The following is a 19,030-nucleotide window of genomic DNA, read 5'->3' on the forward strand; positions in this document are numbered from 1 at the left end:
GTAGGATAAACAAGATAAAACACGCAAAAACAAGTAATAATAGTCAAAGGGAGAGATAGTTTATGAAGATGATTTTTACAGACTTAGATGGAACTCTTTTAAATAGCAGCAGTGAAATTAGCACAATTAATGCAGAAGCAATTAAAAAAGCGCAAACACATGGAGTTGAAGTCGTGGTTGCTACAGGGCGCGCTTATTTCGACGTGCAGGAAATTTTAAAAAAAGCTGAGCTTTCAAATCTTTGGGTGATTGCCGCAAACGGAGCGACTATTCATGACCCGAACGGAAAGCTTAGACATTCTGTTCCAATTGATGCCCATCATGTAAAAGAAGCGCTTCAGTGGCTGGATGCAAACGAATTTTATTATGAAGTGTTTGCAGAGCATGCGATTTATACACCCAACTCAGGCCGAGAGCTGCTGGCCATTGAAATTGACCGGGTAAAAAGCGCCAATCAAAATGTGGATGAAGAAAGACTTCATCACGCTGCGGCTAAGCAGTACAGCCAAACGGGATTTGCCTTTGTTGCATCGTATGAAGATATTTTAAATACAAACGCTGAGCTTTATAACGTATTAGCTTTTTCATTTGATGATAAAAAACGAAAAAAAGGCTGGGATCACTTTAGCAAGCAGCATGACATGACCCTTGTCTCTTCCGCTGATCACAACTTTGAACTCGAACACAAAGACGCCTCAAAAGGAAATGCATTAACCTACGTTGTCAAAGAGCTTAGCGGCTCTCTTCAGGATACCATTGCCATTGGAGACAGCTTTAATGACGTATCGATGCTTCAAACGGCTGGAAAAGGAATTGCTATGGCAAATGCGCACGCGGAAATTAAAGCACTAGCAGATGACGTTACATTAACAAACGATGAAAACGGAGTAGCTTCCGTTATTGAAAAAGTGTTAGAAACACAGCTAAAAGCACATTAAAAAAACGCTTGGCAAATGCCAAGCGTTTTTAACTGATCATACGGTAAATACCAACAAACCAGCTAAACAGCGCAACTAACAGCAACAGCCACGCGCTGGTTTTTTTTCTTTTTTGCCACTCAATTGCTCCTAAAACTAGCATCGTTAAGCCTAGAAGTATATTTAAAAACGAAAGGAACTGGTAATTGTGAGTGAGCATAATATAAAGAGCCAGTCCAACGGTAATAATTGAAAAAATAAGCTGTAATACTTTTAACAAAAAATCTCTCCTTACTTGTAGTTCACTTCTTCATTCACACACGTCACTAAAGGCTTTTTCTCAAGGCCTAACAGCAAGTTCTGTACGGCTAAATCCGCCATGCGATTGCGCGTCTCGTACGTAGCACTTCCAATATGAGGTGTTACTAACACATTTGAAAGCTGCAGCAGCTTGTGATCTGCCGGAAGCGGTTCTGGGTCTGTTACGTCGAGTGCAGCATACGCAATTTCTTCATTTTTTAGCGCTTCGTACAACGCTTCAGTGTCCACTAACCCTCCGCGCGCTGCGTTTACAAAATACGCGCTGTTTTTCATTGCTTTAAATTCCGCTTCTCCAAACATCCCTTGGCTTTCGTTTGAAAGCGGCACTAAGCATACGATACAATCAGCTGTGTGAAGCAGTTCTTCAAACGAAAGGTATACGGCATCAAGCTCTTTTTCTGCTTCATGCTTGCGGCTTCGATTGTGATAAACGATGTTCATGCCTGATGCCTTTGCGCGTCTGGCAACGGCGCTTCCGATATCACCCATCCCAACAATACCAAGCGTTTTTCCAAATAAATCAACGCCGAATACTGTTTCCCAGTTTCCTTGTTTCACTTTTTCATAGCCTTCATGAATGCGGCGAGCTGCCGACAGTAATAAACCAAACGTTAAATCAGCCGTCGCTTCTACTAACACGCCTGGCGTATTGCTAAACGGTACGCCTTTTTTGGTACATGCTTTGACATCTACACTATCATACCCCACACCCGATTGAGAAATAACGCGCAGGTTCGGCGCTGCTTCTAACAGCTCTTCATCCACTGTAATGTGTCCGATATTAAAAAAGCCGTCGGCGTCATGAAGCCAGTCGCGCAGCGTTTCTTGTGGAATCTTTCCTTCTCCTTCCCACATTTGAATATCGCAGTGCTCCGCTAGCTTTTCATAAGCATTTGGCCACGTTTTTCCAGACATAACAACTTTGTATTTCCCCATGTGTATCTCTCCTTTTCCTTGTTCACTCATATGTATGAATAGAAACTAGCTATTCTATCATAAGCCTACTATAAAGATGAAACTTTTTCCATTCAGTAATCGTATTTATAGTAAGGGGGAATACGAATGTTTGAAGATGAAATGATATTTGAAGATGATCCGTCCGGAGATGACATTGTTTTTGAAGGTGATACTGACCTAAGCGGAGGCGCTTTTTTTCCAGACGATGCGTTATTTAACGGAATGCCTACGTTTGTTATGCTATTTTTTATTATTGTTATTGGTATTTTTCTATTTTCTATTTTTAAAGGAATCAGCACGTGGAGTAAAAATGAGCAGTCTCCTCGTCTATCTGTAAAAGCAAAAATTACGGGCAAACGGACAAACGTCCATCACCACAACAGTCACGCTCACGAACATCACCACTCTCACACGTCTACAACTTACTATGTAACCTTCCAGTTTGAAAGCACCGACCGCTCTGAATTTACTGTTTCAGGCAGCGAATACGGCAAACTTGCAGAAGGCGACGAAGGAATGCTGACCTTTCAAGGAACTCGTTTTTTGGATTTTCAAAGGAATCCAAGTGAAGAACATACAGATGCTTAGCATATGACCTCTTGCTTTTAGAGGTCTTTTTTACTGTAGGAATGCATTCCGACCTATTTGTGCCCTTTTTACATGATAGAAGAACGTTAGTGACCACAAAAACATACCGTGTAACACATTCATGTAAGCAGGCAGGTGATTTTATGTATTCTCCTTATTCAGGCAGCGGCCTCTACTACGGACATTACGGAGAAGCCCCTCATTCGCACCCTATTCAAACGCTGATGACGCAATACTGGCACCAAACCCACTATCCAGGTCCACACAAAAAATATGTTCACGTGTATTATCTCAACCCATCTTCTCTTCATTATTATCCAGCCTATCGAACATTTTTGTAAAAACTTGGTGATTTCCGGACTTTTATATTGTAAAATTAATCCATATACTTTTAATTTGGAAAGGAGGTTAACAAACAGTGCGTAATTCTACAGCAAAAAATAGTGTGGCGATCACCACTTTGCTTTCTGCACTATTTTTCTGCTTTATCTTGGTTCTTGCTTCGCTTTCACCTCTAGCAGATTCAGGTCCAAACGTTAATACGTTCGGTTCAGTAGGAATGTGGTTATCTCTTGGCATGATTCTGTTTTTATATTTGCTGCCTTTAGCTTTCTATATGATAGGAATCAACTTCTTAAAATTTGTGATGGCCGCTTTTTGTAGTATTGGACTTTTAATCGCTGCTAGTACTCTATTACTGATGCCGGCTCTGTTTTTATTTGGACTGGAAGATTTCTCAGGAAACTTAGCTTCCATCATAGGTGTAATGATTTCTTGTTTGGGCTTACTGATCACGAATATTGTGTGGTTTGTTGTTGCGTTTAAAAGACCGTCAGCCACCGTGCAGGAAAGCGTTTAAAATGGTGAAGAGGTTGCATACTAATTTCAGTTAAAAACGAACAAATTGGAGAGATGAGCTGAAGCGCTTGTGACACCGCTGTTGATTTCCGTGCAAGACTTCGCTTTCCGCGGGCGGCCGGTGAGCCTCCTCGTTGCTTTCGCTCCTGCGGGGTCTCACCACTTCCGCTGCTCCCGCAGGAGTCTTCGTCTTGCCCTTCAATCACCAGCTAGAAGCAGCCACATACATGAAACCTATCAATAAAAAATCCGAACGAATTTAATTCTCCATTAAGAGTCTCCATTCATCGTTCAGCTCTTGCTTCAACTAACCTACTTTTGCCCCAGCCTCTTTTTATAGCTTGGTAGGCAAATAGTGCAAATACATATCCAAGCAGTCTTCATGCTGAGACAACACGTCCATTGTTTCTTTACGAGGTTTTGTATAAATAGTCGCATAATCTACTTCACCCTGTGCAGGATTTACTGGAAAAGCTAATTTTTCTTTTTTCAGCGAAAAGTCGGCCTGCACTCCTTCTTTATTTCCTCTCGCGTCTAGTCGAATCCATCTCTCTTCACTTTTGATATACACTGCATTTAACGCATGAATACAGTAGCCTGTGTCTAACGTATCTCCAAGTATCAGTCTTTGATAACAAAACCCTGTCGGAATCCCTTCTGCCCGAAGCAAAGCCGCTAGTAGATTACACTTGCTGTAACAAATTCCTTCCTTTTCTTTTAAAGCCTCCGAAGCGGTTTTTGTGATGATTTTGCTTTGAATATCCCAGGAATGAGATACTTCATCTCTCACAAACTCATATGCTTTTTTTATGTACGCTAGGGAAGAATGAGGCAAGCCGCTTTTGAGTTCACGTACCTTTTGTTGGATCAAAGGATGTGTAAAATTCACTTCAGGAAGTTCTTGCTTGTAGTCTTCTTTTTCCAACGATTCATAAGTCAATTTCATTTACTTTTTTCTCCTCTTATATTCATCATGTTTTTTTATACATAATATTGAATTTTATTACATATTTTTATATGATGAAAGATCACTTAAACGGAAAATGTTAGTAGATACGAGATTGAAAGAGGTTTTGTTTTTGGTGACGTTATTTTTAACAAATGTGCTGCTCGGTCTTTCGATTGCCCTTCCCGTTGGTACGGTGACGATTGAAATGACAAAGCAAGGTTTAAAAAACGGGTTTCTTCACGGATGGGTTGTCGGACTTGGAGGCATGACGGTTGATTTGTTACTAATTGTGCTTCTTTACTCTGGACTGGCTTCTTTTTTGTCTGCTCCTTTTATCCAGCTTGTGATGTGGCTTGTAGGGGCGCTTTTTTTACTTTATATTGGCTATGATAGCATTAGACATGCGGACCATGATATTACGGCTCCTGGAGAACAGGTAAAAAAGTCGTTTGCATCTTCTTATGTGAACGGAATCTTTGTTGCCATTTCTCCTAGCAATCTCATCTTTTGGCTAAGCGTGTTTGGAACAGTGCTGACCAACTCGCTTCAATCCTCTCATTCTTTTCATTTCCTGCTGATTGCTGCGGGGATATTAACAGGGATTTTAATTCATGACTTAGGCTTAATGACGATTGTCTCTGGAACTAGAAAAGTGCTGAATCAGATTTATATCAAATGGGTTTCTATTGCAGCTGGATGTATCTTAATTGGTTTTTCATGCTACTTTCTTTACCGGTTTATTGGGAATCTGCGCATGTACTTTTAATGTTTCTACATATTTTATGACTTACTAAATCCCCTCTTTATCTAGTATAGAGAGGGGATTTTTATAATCTAGCAGGGACTATCAGACAAAAAGTTCACAATTTCGTCACATTTCTATTGATTTTTTTCTCTTTTTATACGAAAATATAAAAAAGGGAGGAAATATCATGAAAATCAAAAAAGCACTTCGCATCTTTATTGGATCAAACGTTCTTGTATTATTAACATTCGGCCTTCTTCCAGCACTATTGGTTAACCCTGATATTGACCTAATTCAATCATTTATTAATTATATAGGCAAGGATTAATTCCGCTTTAAATAGTCATAATTTTCAATCTATTATTTTTATAAAAAAAGACAGCGCAGGCTGTCTTTTTTAGTAGGTTTACACGTTTATTTAGTTGAAAATAGCCTTTTAACATCTACTTTTTGATCCTTAACAATCGTATACGTGGCCTGCTTTTTATCTTTAAAATTAAAGGCTTTTATGTAATCATCATCGTAAATCGTTAAACCGTACGCATCTTTTCCGTTTTCAACGATTTTTACCCAGTAAGCCTGGTCAAACTTTGGGTCCAGCTCCTTGCTTTTTTTTACTTCTAGCTGTGATAAAGAACGTACGATCTCTTTCGTCTTCTTTTTATCGTCTATTACACGTTTTCCTTCGTCTGTATCTATTTCAATACGCGTAACGTTTGCTTGGTCTACTTTTATGACGTCTTTTAATTGATAGGCTTTCCCTGTATATGTAAAGTAAAATACTGCGATAAATAAAAGTGCAGCTATAATAATTGTTCTTTTTTTCAAAAGGAACCTCCTTTTCCATATCACGCTGCATTCAGGTGATACATCTTTTTATTCCTCCAGTCCCGCAGCCTTTTAGTAGAATGCTGCTTCCTACAAGTAAACTATACGTTAATCCCGGAACAGGAAGTATTAATGTCACCATCAACAGTAACATGCCCGTACTTGTAAGAGCTACTCCGGCAGCTCGATTTTCCATTCATTTCACCACCATCGCTTGGTAAATTCGATTTCCTGTTCACTTATTAGCTATGTACTTTTCGCTTGTAATAAACGAGGGTCCAAAAATATACGCATATTCCTACTAGTAAAATTGTGGCTTCCCAGCCTCTTTCACCGGTTTTAATAAAATCATAGGAAGACCAAATTAACAGCGCTACCGTATAAAATAAAAAGCCGTTTTGCGCCGCTTGTTTAATTTCAAACTTTTCCATTTCGTCCGCTTTTTTTATTTTCACATTACCTTCTCCTTTTTAACTAACTCATGATTTATGAAATAAAAACAGCTCATCTACTGTTGCTCCCAGCTCTTCGGCGAGTTGAAAAGCTAGCGTTAAGCTTGGATCATACTTATTGTTTTCAATTGCATTAATCGTTTGTCTCGAGACGCCGCATACTTTTGCCAGTTCATCCTGAGACATTTTTTTGATTTTACGCAGTTCTTTAATTCGGTTTTCCACCATTCATCACTCATCTCTAAAATGTAAAAAACTTTTTACATTTATATCTTACATTATCTTCCTCGATTTTGTCAAATATGTTTGACAAATTAATATTTCTTACATACCTGAAATAAAGGATGGGAAAAAGCAGGTTAGTTGAAGGACAATTCGAACGAGCTTGATTAAGAATCAAACTCGTTCAGATTTTTTATTGCTATGATGAATGTAGGCTTGATCTATTTCGTTCGATGCTTCTAGCTGTTGATTGGAGGGCAAGGCGAAGACTCCTGCGGGAAAAGCGGAACAAGTGAGACCCAGCAGGAGCGCATGCGATGAGGAGGCTCACCGTCCGCCCGCGGAAAGCAGAGCCTTGCACGGAGATCAACAGGGGTGTAACAAGCGATTCATAGTAGTAACATTAAAGCTTTTTACTCATATTAAACCACTGCACGCCTGCATGCTGCGACTCCGCCAATCCTTGATTCACATACCCGTTTTTTTCATAAAAAGGAATTAATTCTTCTTTACACGTTAAGGTAACCGTTAAGCGCTGTTTGTTCCGCGCTTGTTTCTCAAACTCCCTCAGCAGCATACTAGCAATTCCTTTATGATGATGCTTGGGATTTACAACGATACCTAAAATACTTTGATGACCACCTGTCTCAGGGTTCGAAATCGTTTTTTCAAACAAATCATCCGTGATAAACGGAGCTGAAATGACGGGGCCGTTCACATATCCGATTATTTCTTCATTTTCTTGGGCAATGATAAACGTATCAGGAATGGTGTTGATCCGCGTGATAAACGCTTCTTTTGAGGCAGCTTCTTCAGGTGTAAAGCCTTTGTTTTCTAACGTAATTAATTGGTTTAAATCCTTTTTATCCACTTGTCTTATAATCATTGAAACGTTTCCTTTCATTAAAAGCTACTATTATATATCTCTCTTTCTACTATATATAAAAATGCCCAAACAAAAAAGGATTGACCTCTGCATCATACAGAATTCAACCCTACTTCGCTTTTAATTAACGTCTTGATTATTTGATAAATGCACCAAACGGCTTGCCCACCGGAAGCACAACTCGACCATAGTGAGTATTTAATACAGCCGCTGCAGATCCATAGAATGAAAACAGAGCGATCAATAGCTCTGACACTGCTGCTAGTAAGTGCGTGTATTCATATGCCACATCAAATGTACTTAGCGATAATCCAATGAATAAGAAATCAATTAACACAAAAATAATAAATAATACTTTATGAGTGCCCATTGCTCCAACTGTCATAAAAACGCTGAAAATCAAGTAGCCGACAAAAGCAAATGCGAGCTGCTTCGGATCCGCTGCTTTTGCGAGCGCTTCCCCAAATGCTCCAAGCTGAATAAGCCATGTCATAGCTACACCTAGCCAAAATAACCCGAAGGCACCAAAAGCCGTTGCGCCGAAGGTATTATTATGTTTGAAATCTTGCATAGACGCGATTAACTGCCCTATCCCGCCTAAAAAAATTGCCCATGGCAATACCAATGAAACTCCGTCGGTTACCCCAAGCTTTTGAAACGATGCAACAAGTGTCACCATGGCAAGCCCAAATAGACCTAGCGCTGATGGATCTGCTGTTACAATTTTAACGTGCTGCGTGCTGTTGTTACTCATGTTGTACCTCCCTGATTTTAAAAACACCTTTAAAAAGATACAAAAATGTACGGGAAGTGTCAATGGATATTTTTGGCCTTTAAGAAACCCATAAGACCAAGCAGTGTAGCGTTTACACTGCTTGGTCTTTACTTTCTCGTTATTAAACGTTTTGTAATAAATTTTGTCTTGTTTGTTTTGCAGACTCAACCATCACTTTTAAAGCGTCAACCGTCTCGCTGATTCCTCTTGTTTTAAGGCCGCAGTCGGGATTAATCCAAAACAATGCAGGATCAAGCACCTGCAGAGCGCGGTCAATGTTTCTTGTCAGCTCTTCAAGCTTCGGTACGCGCGGGCTGTGGATATCATATACGCCAAGTCCTATTCCTTGATTGTACGTATGTTTTTCAAACGCATGAATTAGTTCACCGTGGCTTTTAGATGTTTCAATAGAAATCACGTCGGCATCAAGCGCTTTGATTGCATCAATAATCTCTTCGAATTCTGAATAGCACATATGCGTGTGAATTTGCGTCTCGTTTTGCACCGATACCGTTGCTAGCTTGAACGCATACACCGCAGCGTTTAAGTAGCTGTCCCAGTTTTCTCGTTTTAACGGCAATCCTTCACGCAGCGCCGGTTCATCTACTTGAATCATTGAAATGCCCTGACTTTCAAGTGCTTCTACTTCTTTTCTAAGAGCAAGCGCAATTTGATTTGCGACATCGTAGCGCGGGATATCATCACGTACAAACGACCAGTTTAAAATCGTAATCGGACCCGTCAGCATTCCTTTAACCGGCTTATCTGTTAGAGACTGTGCATACACAGTTTCTTTGATCGTCATCGCCTGCTCGTACGATACATCTCCGTAAATGAGCGGCGGCTTTACGCAGCGAGAACCGTATGATTGCACCCAGCCAAACTTCGTAAACTGAAAGCCTCCTAATTTTTCACCGAAGTACTCAACCATGTCCGTACGCTCAAACTCTCCGTGCACAAGGACATCTAAGCCGATGTCTTCTTGAATTTCAATCCATTTTTTGATTTCATCGTTAATGTACGCTTCATATGCTTCATCGCTTAACTCGCCTTTACGCCACTTTAGACGCTGTTGTCGCACTTCTTTTGTTTGCGGGAAGCTTCCAATTGTTGTCGTGGGAAGAAGCGGCAGTTGAAAAGCTTCTTGCTGAACGCGTTGACGTACGTCAAACCGCGTTTGGCGCTTAGCTTTATAGCTGTCCAGCTGCTTCAGCTCTTTTTGCACGTCTTGATGGTTTCGGAAAGATGATCCATTTAATGCTTGAATCGCCTGTTTACTTACGTTTATTTCTTCTTCTATTGCTTCTTTTCCTTGCTGCACCGCTTTTGTTAAAAGCGTGATTTCCTTTAGCTTTTCATCTGCAAAAGAGAGCGCATTTTTTAACACTGGCTCAATGGTTTCTTCATTTTTTACCGTGACAGGAACATGTAATAAACTCGATGAAGGCTGCAGAATCAAACGGTCTTTTGATACGGCTTCTTCAATTTCACTGATCGTTAAAAGCTGCTCGTCCAAGTTTTCACGCCAAATGTTTCGTCCGTCAATCACTCCTGCTGCCAGCACTTTATCAGTCGGAAACCCATATTTATTAAGCGCAGTGAGATTTTCTCCTCGGTCATGTACAAAGTCTAAGCCAATTCCTTCAACAGGAAGAGACACAACTTCTTTGTAGTAATCAACGCTGTCAAAATACGTTTGCAAAATGACTTTGACGTTCGGTGCTGCTTTTTTCAAAGCTTGATAGACTTCTTTGTACAGCGCTAGGTCTTCTTTTGATAGCGTTGTAGCTAAAACCGGCTCATCTATTTGTACCCACTCTACTCCTTCTGCCTGAAGCTCCGCTAAGATAGTTGCATAAAGAGGAATAAATTGTTCAACTACTCTTTTAAACTCACTTTCTTTATATCCTTTTGATAGCTTTACAAATGTTACCGGACCTAAAATAACGGGCTTTCCTTTGATATTTAGCTTTTGTTTTGCTTCTTTGTAAAATTGAAGCGGACGATTTTCTACGAGAGCCGGCTTACGTCCTTCTAGCTCTGGTACGATATAGTGATAATTGGTGTTAAACCATTTTGTCATCGTAGAGGCTACTGCACCTTTTGTTCCTCGCGCAATGTCAAAATACGTTTCAAGCGATACTGGTCCTCCCTCGTACTCAAAGCGCTTTGGCACCAAACCAAACATAACAGCTGTATCTAACACATGATCGTATAAGCTAAAATCGCCGACTGGAATCAATTCAATTCCTGCATCACGCTGTTTTTTCAGATGCCCTAGACGAAGAGCCTCCATTTCCTGCAGAAAGATATCTTTCTCTAGCTTTCCTGCCCAAAACTGCTCAAGCGCTTTTTTCCATTCTCGTTTTTCACCAATTCTTGGATAACCTACATTTGAACTTTTTACACTGCTCATTTTTTCCACTCCCTGTATATTTTTTTATCGGTAAACTAAAAAATCTCTCTTTTCGAAATGAAAAGAGAGATGATACGCATACTTAACTAAAGTTGAGATAGCCTGTTTTTCTCAACACGTATTCCTCACTCCTCTCTATATCCCGTAGAGCTTAAGTGCATACAACAGGCAGGTCTCCTGACTTAGGTTCATCGCTTCCTATCCCTTCCCATTTCAACATGAAACAGTGGTTAATAAGTTGCTCCCCATTACAGTGGCGGGACCGCGCCGGCTTTTTACCGGTCTTCCCTTTTAAGCTGCGTACATTCGTTACACAGCACCTGATGCATTTCTATGAAATTGTTTATTCAAAACACCTTCACATAAAATAAAAAGCCTCTCTATCATGAATAGAGAGGCATAGTATCTATGAAATCCTCTCTTATTTTTCAAAGCTGTACGCTTTGCAGGATGTAGCACCTTTTTAACAAAATTGTTAAATGGTTGCCGGGCTTCACAGGGCCAGTCCCTCCGCCTCTCTCAATAAGAGTTTTAATTGTTTATAATGTTTTGAATTTAGAGTTATCTTAACACCTTACATTTACGTTGTCAAAACAAATTTTAAAAAATCAGTTTTCAGGAGGTGCTGACGCTAATTTTTGCCTTAACAATTTGTAATCATCTTTTCGATGTGTTTCGATCAAGTCTTTTGCTCCTTGATGATACCCTGAAGAATAGATGTACTCTACCGCGGTTTCGATAAGCATTCTCTTTTCTTCCGCACACTCCCGGTCCATTAAAGGGAACAGTCTACCTAAAAGGTCATTTAAATCTTCCTTAATAAAACGATTAAGTCCTTCTTGCATCTTTTCGTTTGCCATGATAGCTCCTCCATTTGCTGTGTATCTTCTAATCCTCTATAAGCAGGCAGTTCACTGTAAATTTTAAGATAAAGTTAAGTCATTAAACAGTATATCAAGTGAATGTTTTTCTTCAATTACATATGTAATACAAATATATGACAAATATAGAGAATATATCATCATTCACTATCTATTATAACGTTTGACTGAGCCTTCTGCTACAAGGTTTCTTTAAACATTATGCACAATCTTCCAAAAGCCTGCCTGTGATTCACAGGCAGGCTCTCTATTAAACTTAGCTTTCTACTTTCTTGTTTTTACAAACAACTTCTTCGAGGTCGTCCAAAATCCTTCCAAAGAAGAGGTCCTAAAATGTCGTACCGGCTAACAAAAAACTCCGTAAAATTATAATTATTTAAAATTAAAGGCGGCTCAAAATCAAGGGGAGCACCCGCGCCTCCTGACAATACAAAATCAGTGCCTCTTCCAAGCGTAAACGACCCGTTTCTGTTTTTTCTAATAAACTGTTCGTCATACGCATGCACGTGGCTGACTAACACTTTTTTCACGCAGTGTTCTTGAATTAAATCAAAAAATTCTTGACTTTGAGGAGTCGTTACAGGAAACCCTTCAAGGTTTGTCCATCGACCAATATTTGGCTGCGCATGCATGGCTATAACGGTATTACGAGGAGCATCCTCTAGCTGCCGCTCTAAATAATTAAGCTCTCTATCTGTAAATCCATATATTTTATTTTTGGGACTGATGACATTATTTAATGCGATGCACCGGAAGTTAAAGACAGGAATATCAATGACCCAGTGTACTTTTCCGATAGTGGCTCTGAAGTTTTCGAGATTGCTTTCATCAAGGTACAGTTCATCATGATTCCCTACGCATACAAACACAGGAATGTTTGGTGCGATTTTTTCGACAACCTTAACAAAGTGCTCCAAATACTCTTTTTTCCCTGTATAGACGGTGTCTCCCCCATGAATAATAAACAGCGGGTCCAATTCCACCGCCTTTTTTAACACAAGCTCAAATTCACCGCTCATCGTGAAACAATTATCGTTTGGTCCGTCACCTCTGCTGTCGCCCATAAAAACAAAGTTGAATGGATCTCTCGGATTTAATTGTTTAATTCTTTGCTTTAATAACTTTTCAGAACGTTCATGAAGCGTCAAATTCATCAACTAGTTAATCCCCCTATTACTAAATAAATTTAGTTAAAAGTAAACAAGCTTACTTATTTATATGGAAATTTGCTGATGAAGGTCACTATCTTCTTGTAAGCAGAACGCACATTTAAATGCGTTTCTATAGCCTATCTATTCTTTCATTTTGTTAAGCACTGATAAGACAACATAAAAGCTAGAATCTCAGTATCTATTAATAAGAGCTGGAGCATAATCCAAAGACGAGCAAAGGCCGACATGAGCTGAACCGCTTGTTGCCCCGCAGTTGATTTCCGTGCAAGGCTTCGCTTTCCGCGGGCGGCCGATGAGCCTCCTCGTCGCTTGTGCGCCTGCGGGGTCTCATCTGTTCCGCTTTTCCCGCAGGAGTCTTCGCCTTGCTCTCCAATCAACTGCTAGAAGAAATGAAACAGCTGAAACCTGCGTTCACCATAAAAAACGAACCACTAATCAAAGTGTTTGATTAGTGGTTCGTTTTTCACTTCAGCTAAAATATTTTTATCTCAGCACCTTACATTTAAAACATTTACGACAATTAAACATATTTATTACGCTCAACTGGACTTAAAGAATTTCTTTCAGAACGAGCTGCCATGTCTGTTTCAATTTGCTCTAGGCTGCGTCCTTTTGTTTCAACAACTACAAAGCGTATGAAGAATAATCCGAGAATACAAATGATTCCGAACGTTGAAAAGATCACGCCTAAACTAAACTGGTCGGCTAAAATTGGGAACACAAGCCCTACTGCAAGCGATCCTGTCCAGTTAAAGGCAGATGAAATACCAGCACCGATTCCGCGTACAGAAAGCGGGAAAATTTCTCCTACAATGATCCACGTAAGCGGCGCCCAAGAAAACGCATAGCAAAGGATAAAGCAGCAAAGGGCAATTAACGTAACCCAGTTAACGACGACTTCATTAACGCCTAATGCTCCTAGAATAGCCGGTGTAAAAAAGGAAAGAGCCATACCCGCGCCGCCAATCGTAAGAATGGTACGACGGTTGAATTTATCAACAAACTGCAGAAAAATAAGTGTTGTCACAACGAAGATTACCCCAACGATGACCGTAAAACCAGCAGCTACCTGCGGCGCTAAACCAACTTGACGAGCAATGCTTGTTGCATAATAAACAATTGAGTTTGAGCCTTGAATCTGCTGGAAAGTTGCCATTCCGACACCGATAATTAAAGCTAAACGAAACTTTTTCTGAAACAGCTGTTTAATGCCTGATTGTTCATGCACAGCTACGCTTTCAATTTCAGACACTTCAGCTTCGACTTCCGCTGCTGAGGAACGAAGCGTGCGCAGCACTTCACGCGCTTTATCTGCCATTCCATTTTTAATTAAATAACGAGGTGACTCTGGAAGCTTGATCATACCGATGCATAAGACGATCGCAAAAATACCGGCACTGCCAAGCATAAGTCGCCAGCTGTTTGGAATCGGTTCAAAAATAAAGGCTACGATATAGCTTAATAATAATCCAATTACAATCATTAGCTGATTCAAACCTGAAAGCTTCCCGCGAATATGAGCGGGTGCGATTTCTGACATATAAGCAGGAACTAAAGAAGAAGCCGTTCCTACTGCTGTACCTAAAAAGACGCGCGCAATCGTCAACGTGATTTCCTCTGGTGCAATCGCTGAACCGATGGAGCCTAACAGAAAAATAATAGACGAAATTAAAATTAACTTTCTTCGTCCAAACTTATCGCCTAATAATCCGCTTAAAATAGAACCAATAATGGCTCCGCCCATTAGCGACGAAACCACAATCCCCAGCCACAGCGGACTTAAATGAAACGCTTCACGGATATGACCTTCTGCACCAGCAATAATCCCAATATCATAACCGAATAAAATACCGGCAAATGAGCCGAAGAAGAAGATAAACTTACTTGATACTTTACTCATGATTATATCCCCTTTGTATTGTCTTAGTTTTTCTTCCTGCCACACTTATTTAAAACGCTTTCATTTATTTCTAAAAACGGCGTTCTTTTACTAACGCCATATTTTCACTTCCAAGGAAGCAGCGCTCCCTTGGAAGTAATGATGCTTACTTAATAATGACGTACTCTAAATTCACAAGCTTTGCATAGCTCACGATTTGATCCGTTGTTAAATTTAACGAAAGTACCGTGTGGTGGCCTCCTCCGTTTTCAATCCACGCTTTAACGCCGTCTTGGAAGTTCGGCTTAATGTTCCAAAGCACGCGCGCTACCGGAAGATTTGGAGCTGGAACTTCCGGTTCAAATGCCGATACTTCGTTAATTAACAGCTTGTAATGCGTACCGAAGTCAGCCATGGAAACCACTACGCCTTCTCCTTGTTTACCGTCAAACACTAAGCGAGCCGGGTCTTCACGGTTACCGATTCCTAGCGGAGAAACGATTAGTTTTGGCTTATTTACCGCTAGCGTCGGGTCTACTTCGAGCATGTGAGATTGAAGCACTGACTCACGTCCAGGTGCTAATTCATACGTGTAGTCTTCCATAAAGCCCGTTGACTGATTATGGCTCATCACTTTGAGCAAGCGGTCAAGCGCCGCTGTTTTCCAGTCTCCTTCACCAGCAAAGCCGTATCCCTGTGCCATCAAGCGCTGTACGGCTAGACCAGGAAGCTGTTTCATACCGTACAAGTCTTCAAAGTTAGTCGTAAAAGCGCTGTAGCCGCCTTCGTCTAGAAAACGTTTAATCGCAATTTCATAGCTTGCCTGTACTTTTACGCTAGATTCCCAGTCTTCTACAGAATAATCCCCGTAAACAAACTCATACGCGTCGGCATATTCAGCAAACAAATCATTGATTTCTTCTTCCGTAACAGCATTTACATATTGAACAAGGTCACCGATTCCAAAGTAGTCAACCGTCCAGCCAAATTGAATTTGTGCTTCAATTTTGTCTCCTTCCGTTACGCCCACGTTGCGCATATTGTCACCGAAACGGGCAACTTTAATGTTGAAGCTTTCGTTATAAGCAGCGGCTACGTCCATCCACTGTGCAATTTGCTGCTGTACTTCGGGGCGCTCCCAGTAGCCTACTACGATTTTATTTTGCTTGTTCAAACGCGCGTTGATAAAGCCGTATTCACGATCACCGTGAGCGGACTGATTCAAGTTCATAAAATCCATATCAATCGTTTCCCAAGGAATGCTTTCATTAAATTGTGTTGCTAAATGAAGCAGCGGTTTTTGTAGCAGCTTGGTACCGCGAATCCACATTTTTGCAGGCGAGAACGTATGCATCCACGTGATTACGCCGGCAACTTTATCTCGGTAATTTACTTCTTTCATCATGCTTGTAATTGTATCAGCACTCACAGCTAAATCTTGCAGAACAATCGGATAAGGCAAGATACCGCTTTCATTTAAAGCATCAGTCATACTTTGCGCGTGTGCTTTTACTTCTGCTAGCGCTTCTTTTCCGTAAAGATGCTGTGAACCAACAATAAACCAAAATTCTTTTTGAGCTGTTTTTAACATGATAATCCCCTTTTCTGTATGTAAGTCTTTTACTGTCCCTGCCCATAATACGCGTTTTGTCCGTGTTTTCGTAAATAATGTTTGTCTAATATACGCTGCGGCAGCTCTTCAGCCAGTCCGTTTAATTTTTGTGTAAAGAAGTTCATTTTGGATACTTCGTCTAATACAACGCTGTTCATTACCGCCGTTTTGGCATCTTTTCCCCACGTAAACGGCCCGTGCCCTTGAAGTAAAATACCAGGAACCGCTAACACATCTAAGCCGCGCTCTTCAAACGTTTCGATAATCACCTTGCCCGTTTCCACTTCATATCCGTCATTTACTTCTTTTTCTGTTAAAAAGCGCGCGCACGGTATCGAACCATAAAAAGTATCCGCATGAGTGGTACCCATTGCCTGCACATCAAGTCCTGCTTGAGCCCAAATGGTCGCCCACGTTGAATGCGTATGAGCAATACCGCCAATTTCGGGATAGTGTTTATATAGTACAGCGTGAGTCAGCGTATCAGAGGACGGATTAAGCTCACCTTCTACCACGCGGCCATCTAGGTCTACGACTACCATATCTTTGGCTGTCATTTTTTCATACGTCACGCCGCTTGGTTTAATCACAAACAAACCGCTGTCTCGGTCAACTGCACTTACATTTCCCCACGTGTACTTGACCAGTCCGTGTTTTGGCAAATCGAGGTTTGCTTGAAATACTTCTTCTTTTAATTTGTCTAGCACAGTAACTCCTCCCGTTCTTCGCTGTGATGCTCGGCAGCTGTTTTTTCAATGACTAGCCCTTTTTTATATCTTTTAATAAATGCTTCAAACCCTTTTACATCGAGTTCGTCAGGGTAGATTTCCTGTGCGGTCACTTCTTTAAAAACTTTATCATCCAAGAAATCTTCTAAACTTTCATTCTCACTTTTATTGAGCATGTAAGAAGAAAGAATAGCCATTCCCCACGCGCCGCCTTCTCCTGCTGTGTCCATAACGGAAACCGGGGTATTAATTGCCGCTGCCATCATTTTTTGACCAACTACCGGCGTTTTAAATAACCCTCCGTGCGCTAAAATACTATGAATCTTTACGTTTTCTTCTTTGACTAAAAGATCCATCCCTATTTTTAAAGCACCAAAAGCTGTAAAAAGATGTGTACGCATAAAGTTTGCTAGATTAAAATTACTTTTTGCTGAACGGACAAATAGCGGACGTCCACTTTCTACTCCGGTAATATTTTCACCTGAGAAATAACCGTAGCTAAGCAAGCCCCCTCCATCAGGATCAGCTTCTAGCGCTTTATTTAACATCACTTGGAATAATTTATCCGACTCTACTTTTTGTCCCATCGCCTCCGAAAATTCACGAAACAATCCGAGCCAGGCGTTTAAGTCGCTTGAGCAGTTATTCGCATGAACCATGGCAACTGGACTGCCGTTTGGCGTCGTAACCAAATCAATTTCCGGATAAACGTTTGAAAGCTTTTTATCTAGTACAATCATCGCAAAAACGGACGTTCCTACTGAAACATTTCCTGTGCGCTTTCTTACGCTGTTTGTCGCCACCATTCCCGTTCCCGCATCTCCTTCTGGAGGACAAAACGGAATGCCCGGCTGTAAGTTTTTAGATTGGTCTAAAATGCTAGCCCCAATAGCTGTTAATGTACCTGCTTGCTCGCCTGACGTATGGACTGCAGGCAGAATATCTGATAGTTGCCATGGATATCCTTTGTAGGAAATAAGCTCATCAAACTGCTTCATCATATCTTCACTGTAATTTTGCGTGCGTTCATCAATTGGAAACATCCCCGAAGCATCTCCAATACCAAGCGATTTACTGCCCGTTAGCAGCCAGTGAATATAGCCCGCTAGCGTTGTTATGTAATGGATGCGCGGCAGGTGTTTTTCTTGATTGATAATTGCCTGATACAGATGCGCAATGCTCCATCGTTCAGGAATATTAAAGTTAAAATGTTCAGTTAATTCTTTTGCTGCTTCGCTTGTTGTAGCATTACGCCACGTTCGAAACGGCACAAGCAGCTCACCCGTTTTATCAAACGCCATATATCCGTGCATCATAGCTGAAACACCGATGGAGCCAACTGTTCGAATGGTGATCCCGTAGCTTCGCTCTACTTCTTGCTTCATTTCACGGTAAGCACTTTGCAAACCTGTAATAATATCGAGTAAGTTGTACGTCCAAAAACCGTCTTCTAAGAGATTTTCCCATTCGTAACTGCCTGATGCGATGGTTTCAAACCTCTCATTAATCAGCACCGCTTTAATACGAGTAGATCCAAGTTCAATTCCAAGGGACGTTTTCCCTTTAGCAATTGCTTGTTTTATGCTTTCTTGAGTTGTTTTCACGTTTAATCTCCTTTCTGATAGCTATAAAGATACCTATAGCAGTAAGGAAGCGCTTTCCGTTTTATGTAACGCTGTTTGAATTTGTTAACAACTTAAGTATATTTATTTGTACGTACATTTGTCAATAATAAAATTATATATGCACACAAATATTAAAAATATCCTACCTTTCCTTCTTTAAACGTTCAAATAATCGGTATCCAATCGTTAAATCATTCTTCTTTCAATTAAAAATTACGG

Annotated in this window: 24 protein-coding genes and 2 riboswitches; of the genes, 6 read left to right on the forward strand and 18 right to left on the reverse strand. The window is 40.6% G+C overall.

Annotation, left to right across the window (positions count from 1 at the left end):
• The first annotated feature begins 62 nt into the window (after window positions 1-62).
• The gene (locus U9R83_RS17500) at window positions 63-938 is read left to right on the forward strand and encodes a Cof-type HAD-IIB family hydrolase (RefSeq protein ID WP_209367304.1); all 876 of its coding nucleotides are present in this window, start codon (window positions 63-65) and stop codon (window positions 936-938) included.
• 28 nt (window positions 939-966) lie between these two features.
• On the opposite strand, the gene U9R83_RS17505 is transcribed toward U9R83_RS17500, so the two are convergent.
• Entirely contained in the window at window positions 967-1,197 is a 231-nt protein-coding gene (locus U9R83_RS17505) for a YczI family protein (RefSeq protein WP_182421696.1), read from the reverse strand.
• An 11-nt stretch (window positions 1,198-1,208) separates the two neighbouring features.
• A complete protein-coding gene (locus U9R83_RS17510) occupies window positions 1,209-2,174 on the reverse strand; it encodes a 2-hydroxyacid dehydrogenase (RefSeq protein ID WP_243549654.1) in 966 nt (321 codons plus the stop codon).
• A gap of 126 nt (window positions 2,175-2,300) precedes the next feature.
• Between U9R83_RS17510 and U9R83_RS17515 the strand changes: the two genes are divergently transcribed.
• From U9R83_RS17515 to U9R83_RS17525, 3 genes are all read left to right on the forward strand, one after another.
• On the forward strand, window positions 2,301-2,783 hold the full coding sequence (locus tag U9R83_RS17515) for a DUF2500 domain-containing protein (protein ID WP_243549656.1): 483 nt from the start codon (window positions 2,301-2,303) through the stop codon (window positions 2,781-2,783).
• 89 nt (window positions 2,784-2,872) lie between these two features.
• Window positions 2,873-3,124 (forward strand): hypothetical protein, encoded by a 252-nt coding sequence (locus U9R83_RS17520; protein ID WP_243549658.1) that lies wholly within the window; start codon window positions 2,873-2,875, stop codon window positions 3,122-3,124.
• Between the two features lie 77 nt (window positions 3,125-3,201).
• Window positions 3,202-3,642, forward strand: coding sequence for a DUF5391 family protein (locus U9R83_RS17525; protein ID WP_115654539.1), 441 nt, complete (start codon window positions 3,202-3,204; stop codon window positions 3,640-3,642).
• On the opposite strand, the gene U9R83_RS17530 is transcribed toward U9R83_RS17525, so the two are convergent.
• Together U9R83_RS17530 and U9R83_RS17535 are read right to left on the reverse strand one after the other, a co-directional pair.
• Window positions 3,605-3,847, reverse strand: coding sequence for a hypothetical protein (locus U9R83_RS17530; RefSeq protein WP_116739964.1), 243 nt, complete (start codon window positions 3,845-3,847; stop codon window positions 3,605-3,607). The two genes, U9R83_RS17525 and U9R83_RS17530, sit on opposite strands and share 38 nt — an antisense overlap.
• 128 nt (window positions 3,848-3,975) lie before the next feature.
• Window positions 3,976-4,587 (reverse strand): transglutaminase-like domain-containing protein, encoded by a 612-nt coding sequence (locus tag U9R83_RS17535; protein ID WP_116739966.1) that lies wholly within the window; start codon window positions 4,585-4,587, stop codon window positions 3,976-3,978.
• Between the two features lie 136 nt (window positions 4,588-4,723).
• Here U9R83_RS17535 and U9R83_RS17540 point away from each other — a divergent pair, with 136 nt between their 5' ends.
• Together U9R83_RS17540 and U9R83_RS17545 are read left to right on the forward strand one after the other, a co-directional pair.
• Window positions 4,724-5,356 (forward strand): LysE family translocator, encoded by a 633-nt coding sequence (locus tag U9R83_RS17540; protein ID WP_243550262.1) that lies wholly within the window; start codon window positions 4,724-4,726, stop codon window positions 5,354-5,356.
• A gap of 166 nt (window positions 5,357-5,522) precedes the next feature.
• The gene (locus U9R83_RS17545; RefSeq protein WP_013058226.1) at window positions 5,523-5,663 is read left to right on the forward strand and encodes a hypothetical protein; all 141 of its coding nucleotides are present in this window, start codon (window positions 5,523-5,525) and stop codon (window positions 5,661-5,663) included.
• 86 nt (window positions 5,664-5,749) lie between these two features.
• Here the strand turns inward: U9R83_RS17545 and U9R83_RS17550 are convergent, their stop codons facing one another.
• From U9R83_RS17550 to U9R83_RS17615, 14 genes are all read right to left on the reverse strand, one after another.
• Complete coding sequence (locus U9R83_RS17550; protein WP_014458978.1) at window positions 5,750-6,163, reverse strand: DUF5301 domain-containing protein; 414 nt, start codon at window positions 6,161-6,163, stop codon at window positions 5,750-5,752.
• A gap of 31 nt (window positions 6,164-6,194) precedes the next feature.
• Entirely contained in the window at window positions 6,195-6,359 is a 165-nt protein-coding gene (locus U9R83_RS17555) for a hypothetical protein (protein ID WP_221781433.1), read from the reverse strand.
• 46 nt (window positions 6,360-6,405) lie between these two features.
• A complete protein-coding gene (locus U9R83_RS17560) occupies window positions 6,406-6,612 on the reverse strand; it encodes a hypothetical protein (RefSeq protein ID WP_226701529.1) in 207 nt (68 codons plus the stop codon).
• A gap of 30 nt (window positions 6,613-6,642) precedes the next feature.
• Window positions 6,643-6,843: a helix-turn-helix transcriptional regulator gene (locus U9R83_RS17565; protein WP_014458975.1), complete on the reverse strand. Its 201-nt coding sequence runs from the start codon at window positions 6,841-6,843 to the stop codon at window positions 6,643-6,645.
• 397 nt (window positions 6,844-7,240) lie between these two features.
• Entirely contained in the window at window positions 7,241-7,741 is a 501-nt protein-coding gene (locus U9R83_RS17570) for a GNAT family N-acetyltransferase (protein ID WP_014458974.1), read from the reverse strand.
• 118 nt (window positions 7,742-7,859) lie between these two features.
• Window positions 7,860-8,477, reverse strand: a complete 618-nt coding sequence (locus U9R83_RS17575; protein WP_116739974.1) for an acetate uptake transporter — start codon at window positions 8,475-8,477, stop codon at window positions 7,860-7,862.
• 142 nt (window positions 8,478-8,619) lie between these two features.
• On the reverse strand, window positions 8,620-10,914 hold the full coding sequence (metE, locus tag U9R83_RS17580; RefSeq protein ID WP_243549660.1) for a 5-methyltetrahydropteroyltriglutamate--homocysteine S-methyltransferase: 2,295 nt from the start codon (window positions 10,912-10,914) through the stop codon (window positions 8,620-8,622).
• A 150-nt stretch (window positions 10,915-11,064) separates the two neighbouring features.
• Window positions 11,065-11,253: riboswitch (cobalamin riboswitch) on the reverse strand.
• A 79-nt stretch (window positions 11,254-11,332) separates the two neighbouring features.
• A riboswitch (SAM riboswitch) is annotated at window positions 11,333-11,443 on the reverse strand.
• A gap of 79 nt (window positions 11,444-11,522) precedes the next feature.
• Window positions 11,523-11,774 carry a hypothetical protein gene (locus U9R83_RS17585; protein ID WP_033580155.1) on the reverse strand — a complete coding sequence of 84 codons (252 nt, stop codon included), beginning with the start codon at window positions 11,772-11,774 and terminating at the stop codon, window positions 11,523-11,525.
• A gap of 299 nt (window positions 11,775-12,073) precedes the next feature.
• Window positions 12,074-12,949 carry a metallophosphoesterase family protein gene (locus U9R83_RS17590; protein WP_223260228.1) on the reverse strand — a complete coding sequence of 292 codons (876 nt, stop codon included), beginning with the start codon at window positions 12,947-12,949 and terminating at the stop codon, window positions 12,074-12,076.
• Window positions 12,950-13,095: 146 nt separating this feature from the next.
• Window positions 13,096-13,344 carry a hypothetical protein gene (locus U9R83_RS17595; protein WP_243549662.1) on the reverse strand — a complete coding sequence of 83 codons (249 nt, stop codon included), beginning with the start codon at window positions 13,342-13,344 and terminating at the stop codon, window positions 13,096-13,098.
• 143 nt (window positions 13,345-13,487) lie between these two features.
• The gene (locus tag U9R83_RS17600; protein ID WP_014458967.1) at window positions 13,488-14,867 is read right to left on the reverse strand and encodes a sugar porter family MFS transporter; all 1,380 of its coding nucleotides are present in this window, start codon (window positions 14,865-14,867) and stop codon (window positions 13,488-13,490) included.
• 145 nt (window positions 14,868-15,012) lie between these two features.
• A complete protein-coding gene (gene araA / locus U9R83_RS17605; protein WP_243549664.1) occupies window positions 15,013-16,437 on the reverse strand; it encodes an L-arabinose isomerase in 1,425 nt (474 codons plus the stop codon).
• A gap of 29 nt (window positions 16,438-16,466) precedes the next feature.
• On the reverse strand, window positions 16,467-17,165 hold the full coding sequence (locus tag U9R83_RS17610; protein WP_116739982.1) for an L-ribulose-5-phosphate 4-epimerase: 699 nt from the start codon (window positions 17,163-17,165) through the stop codon (window positions 16,467-16,469).
• Window positions 17,159-18,790: a xylulokinase gene (locus tag U9R83_RS17615; protein WP_243549666.1), complete on the reverse strand. Its 1,632-nt coding sequence runs from the start codon at window positions 18,788-18,790 to the stop codon at window positions 17,159-17,161. Before U9R83_RS17615 ends, U9R83_RS17610 begins: the two co-directional genes overlap by 7 nt.
• Between the last annotated feature and the right edge of the window lie 240 nt (window positions 18,791-19,030).

Source organism: Priestia sp. LL-8 (assembly GCF_036227845.1).
GTDB classification, from domain to species: Bacteria; Bacillota; Bacilli; order Bacillales; family Bacillaceae_H; genus Priestia; species Priestia zanthoxyli.

Excerpts from the sequence above, each read along its gene's own strand:
- U9R83_RS17500 (WP_209367304.1), top strand. The coding sequence starts at position 63 with ATGAAGATGATTTTTACAGACTTAGATGGAACTCTTTTAAATAGCAGC.
- U9R83_RS17510 (WP_243549654.1), bottom strand. The coding sequence starts at position 2,174 with ATGGGGAAATACAAAGTTGTTATGTCTGGAAAAACGTGGCCAAATGCT.
- U9R83_RS17515 (WP_243549656.1), top strand. The coding sequence starts at position 2,301 with ATGTTTGAAGATGAAATGATATTTGAAGATGATCCGTCCGGAGATGAC.
- U9R83_RS17535 (WP_116739966.1), bottom strand. The coding sequence starts at position 4,587 with ATGAAATTGACTTATGAATCGTTGGAAAAAGAAGACTACAAGCAAGAA.
- U9R83_RS17545 (WP_013058226.1), top strand. The coding sequence starts at position 5,523 with ATGAAAATCAAAAAAGCACTTCGCATCTTTATTGGATCAAACGTTCTT.
- U9R83_RS17555 (WP_221781433.1), bottom strand. The coding sequence starts at position 6,359 with ATGGAAAATCGAGCTGCCGGAGTAGCTCTTACAAGTACGGGCATGTTA.
- U9R83_RS17565 (WP_014458975.1), bottom strand. The coding sequence starts at position 6,843 with ATGGTGGAAAACCGAATTAAAGAACTGCGTAAAATCAAAAAAATGTCT.
- U9R83_RS17570 (WP_014458974.1), bottom strand. The coding sequence starts at position 7,741 with ATGAAAGGAAACGTTTCAATGATTATAAGACAAGTGGATAAAAAGGAT.
- U9R83_RS17575 (WP_116739974.1), bottom strand. The coding sequence starts at position 8,477 with ATGAGTAACAACAGCACGCAGCACGTTAAAATTGTAACAGCAGATCCA.
- metE (WP_243549660.1), bottom strand. The coding sequence starts at position 10,914 with ATGAGCAGTGTAAAAAGTTCAAATGTAGGTTATCCAAGAATTGGTGAA.
- U9R83_RS17585 (WP_033580155.1), bottom strand. The coding sequence starts at position 11,774 with ATGGCAAACGAAAAGATGCAAGAAGGACTTAATCGTTTTATTAAGGAA.
- U9R83_RS17590 (WP_223260228.1), bottom strand. The coding sequence starts at position 12,949 with ATGAATTTGACGCTTCATGAACGTTCTGAAAAGTTATTAAAGCAAAGA.
- U9R83_RS17600 (WP_014458967.1), bottom strand. The coding sequence starts at position 14,867 with ATGAGTAAAGTATCAAGTAAGTTTATCTTCTTCTTCGGCTCATTTGCC.
- araA (WP_243549664.1), bottom strand. The coding sequence starts at position 16,437 with ATGTTAAAAACAGCTCAAAAAGAATTTTGGTTTATTGTTGGTTCACAG.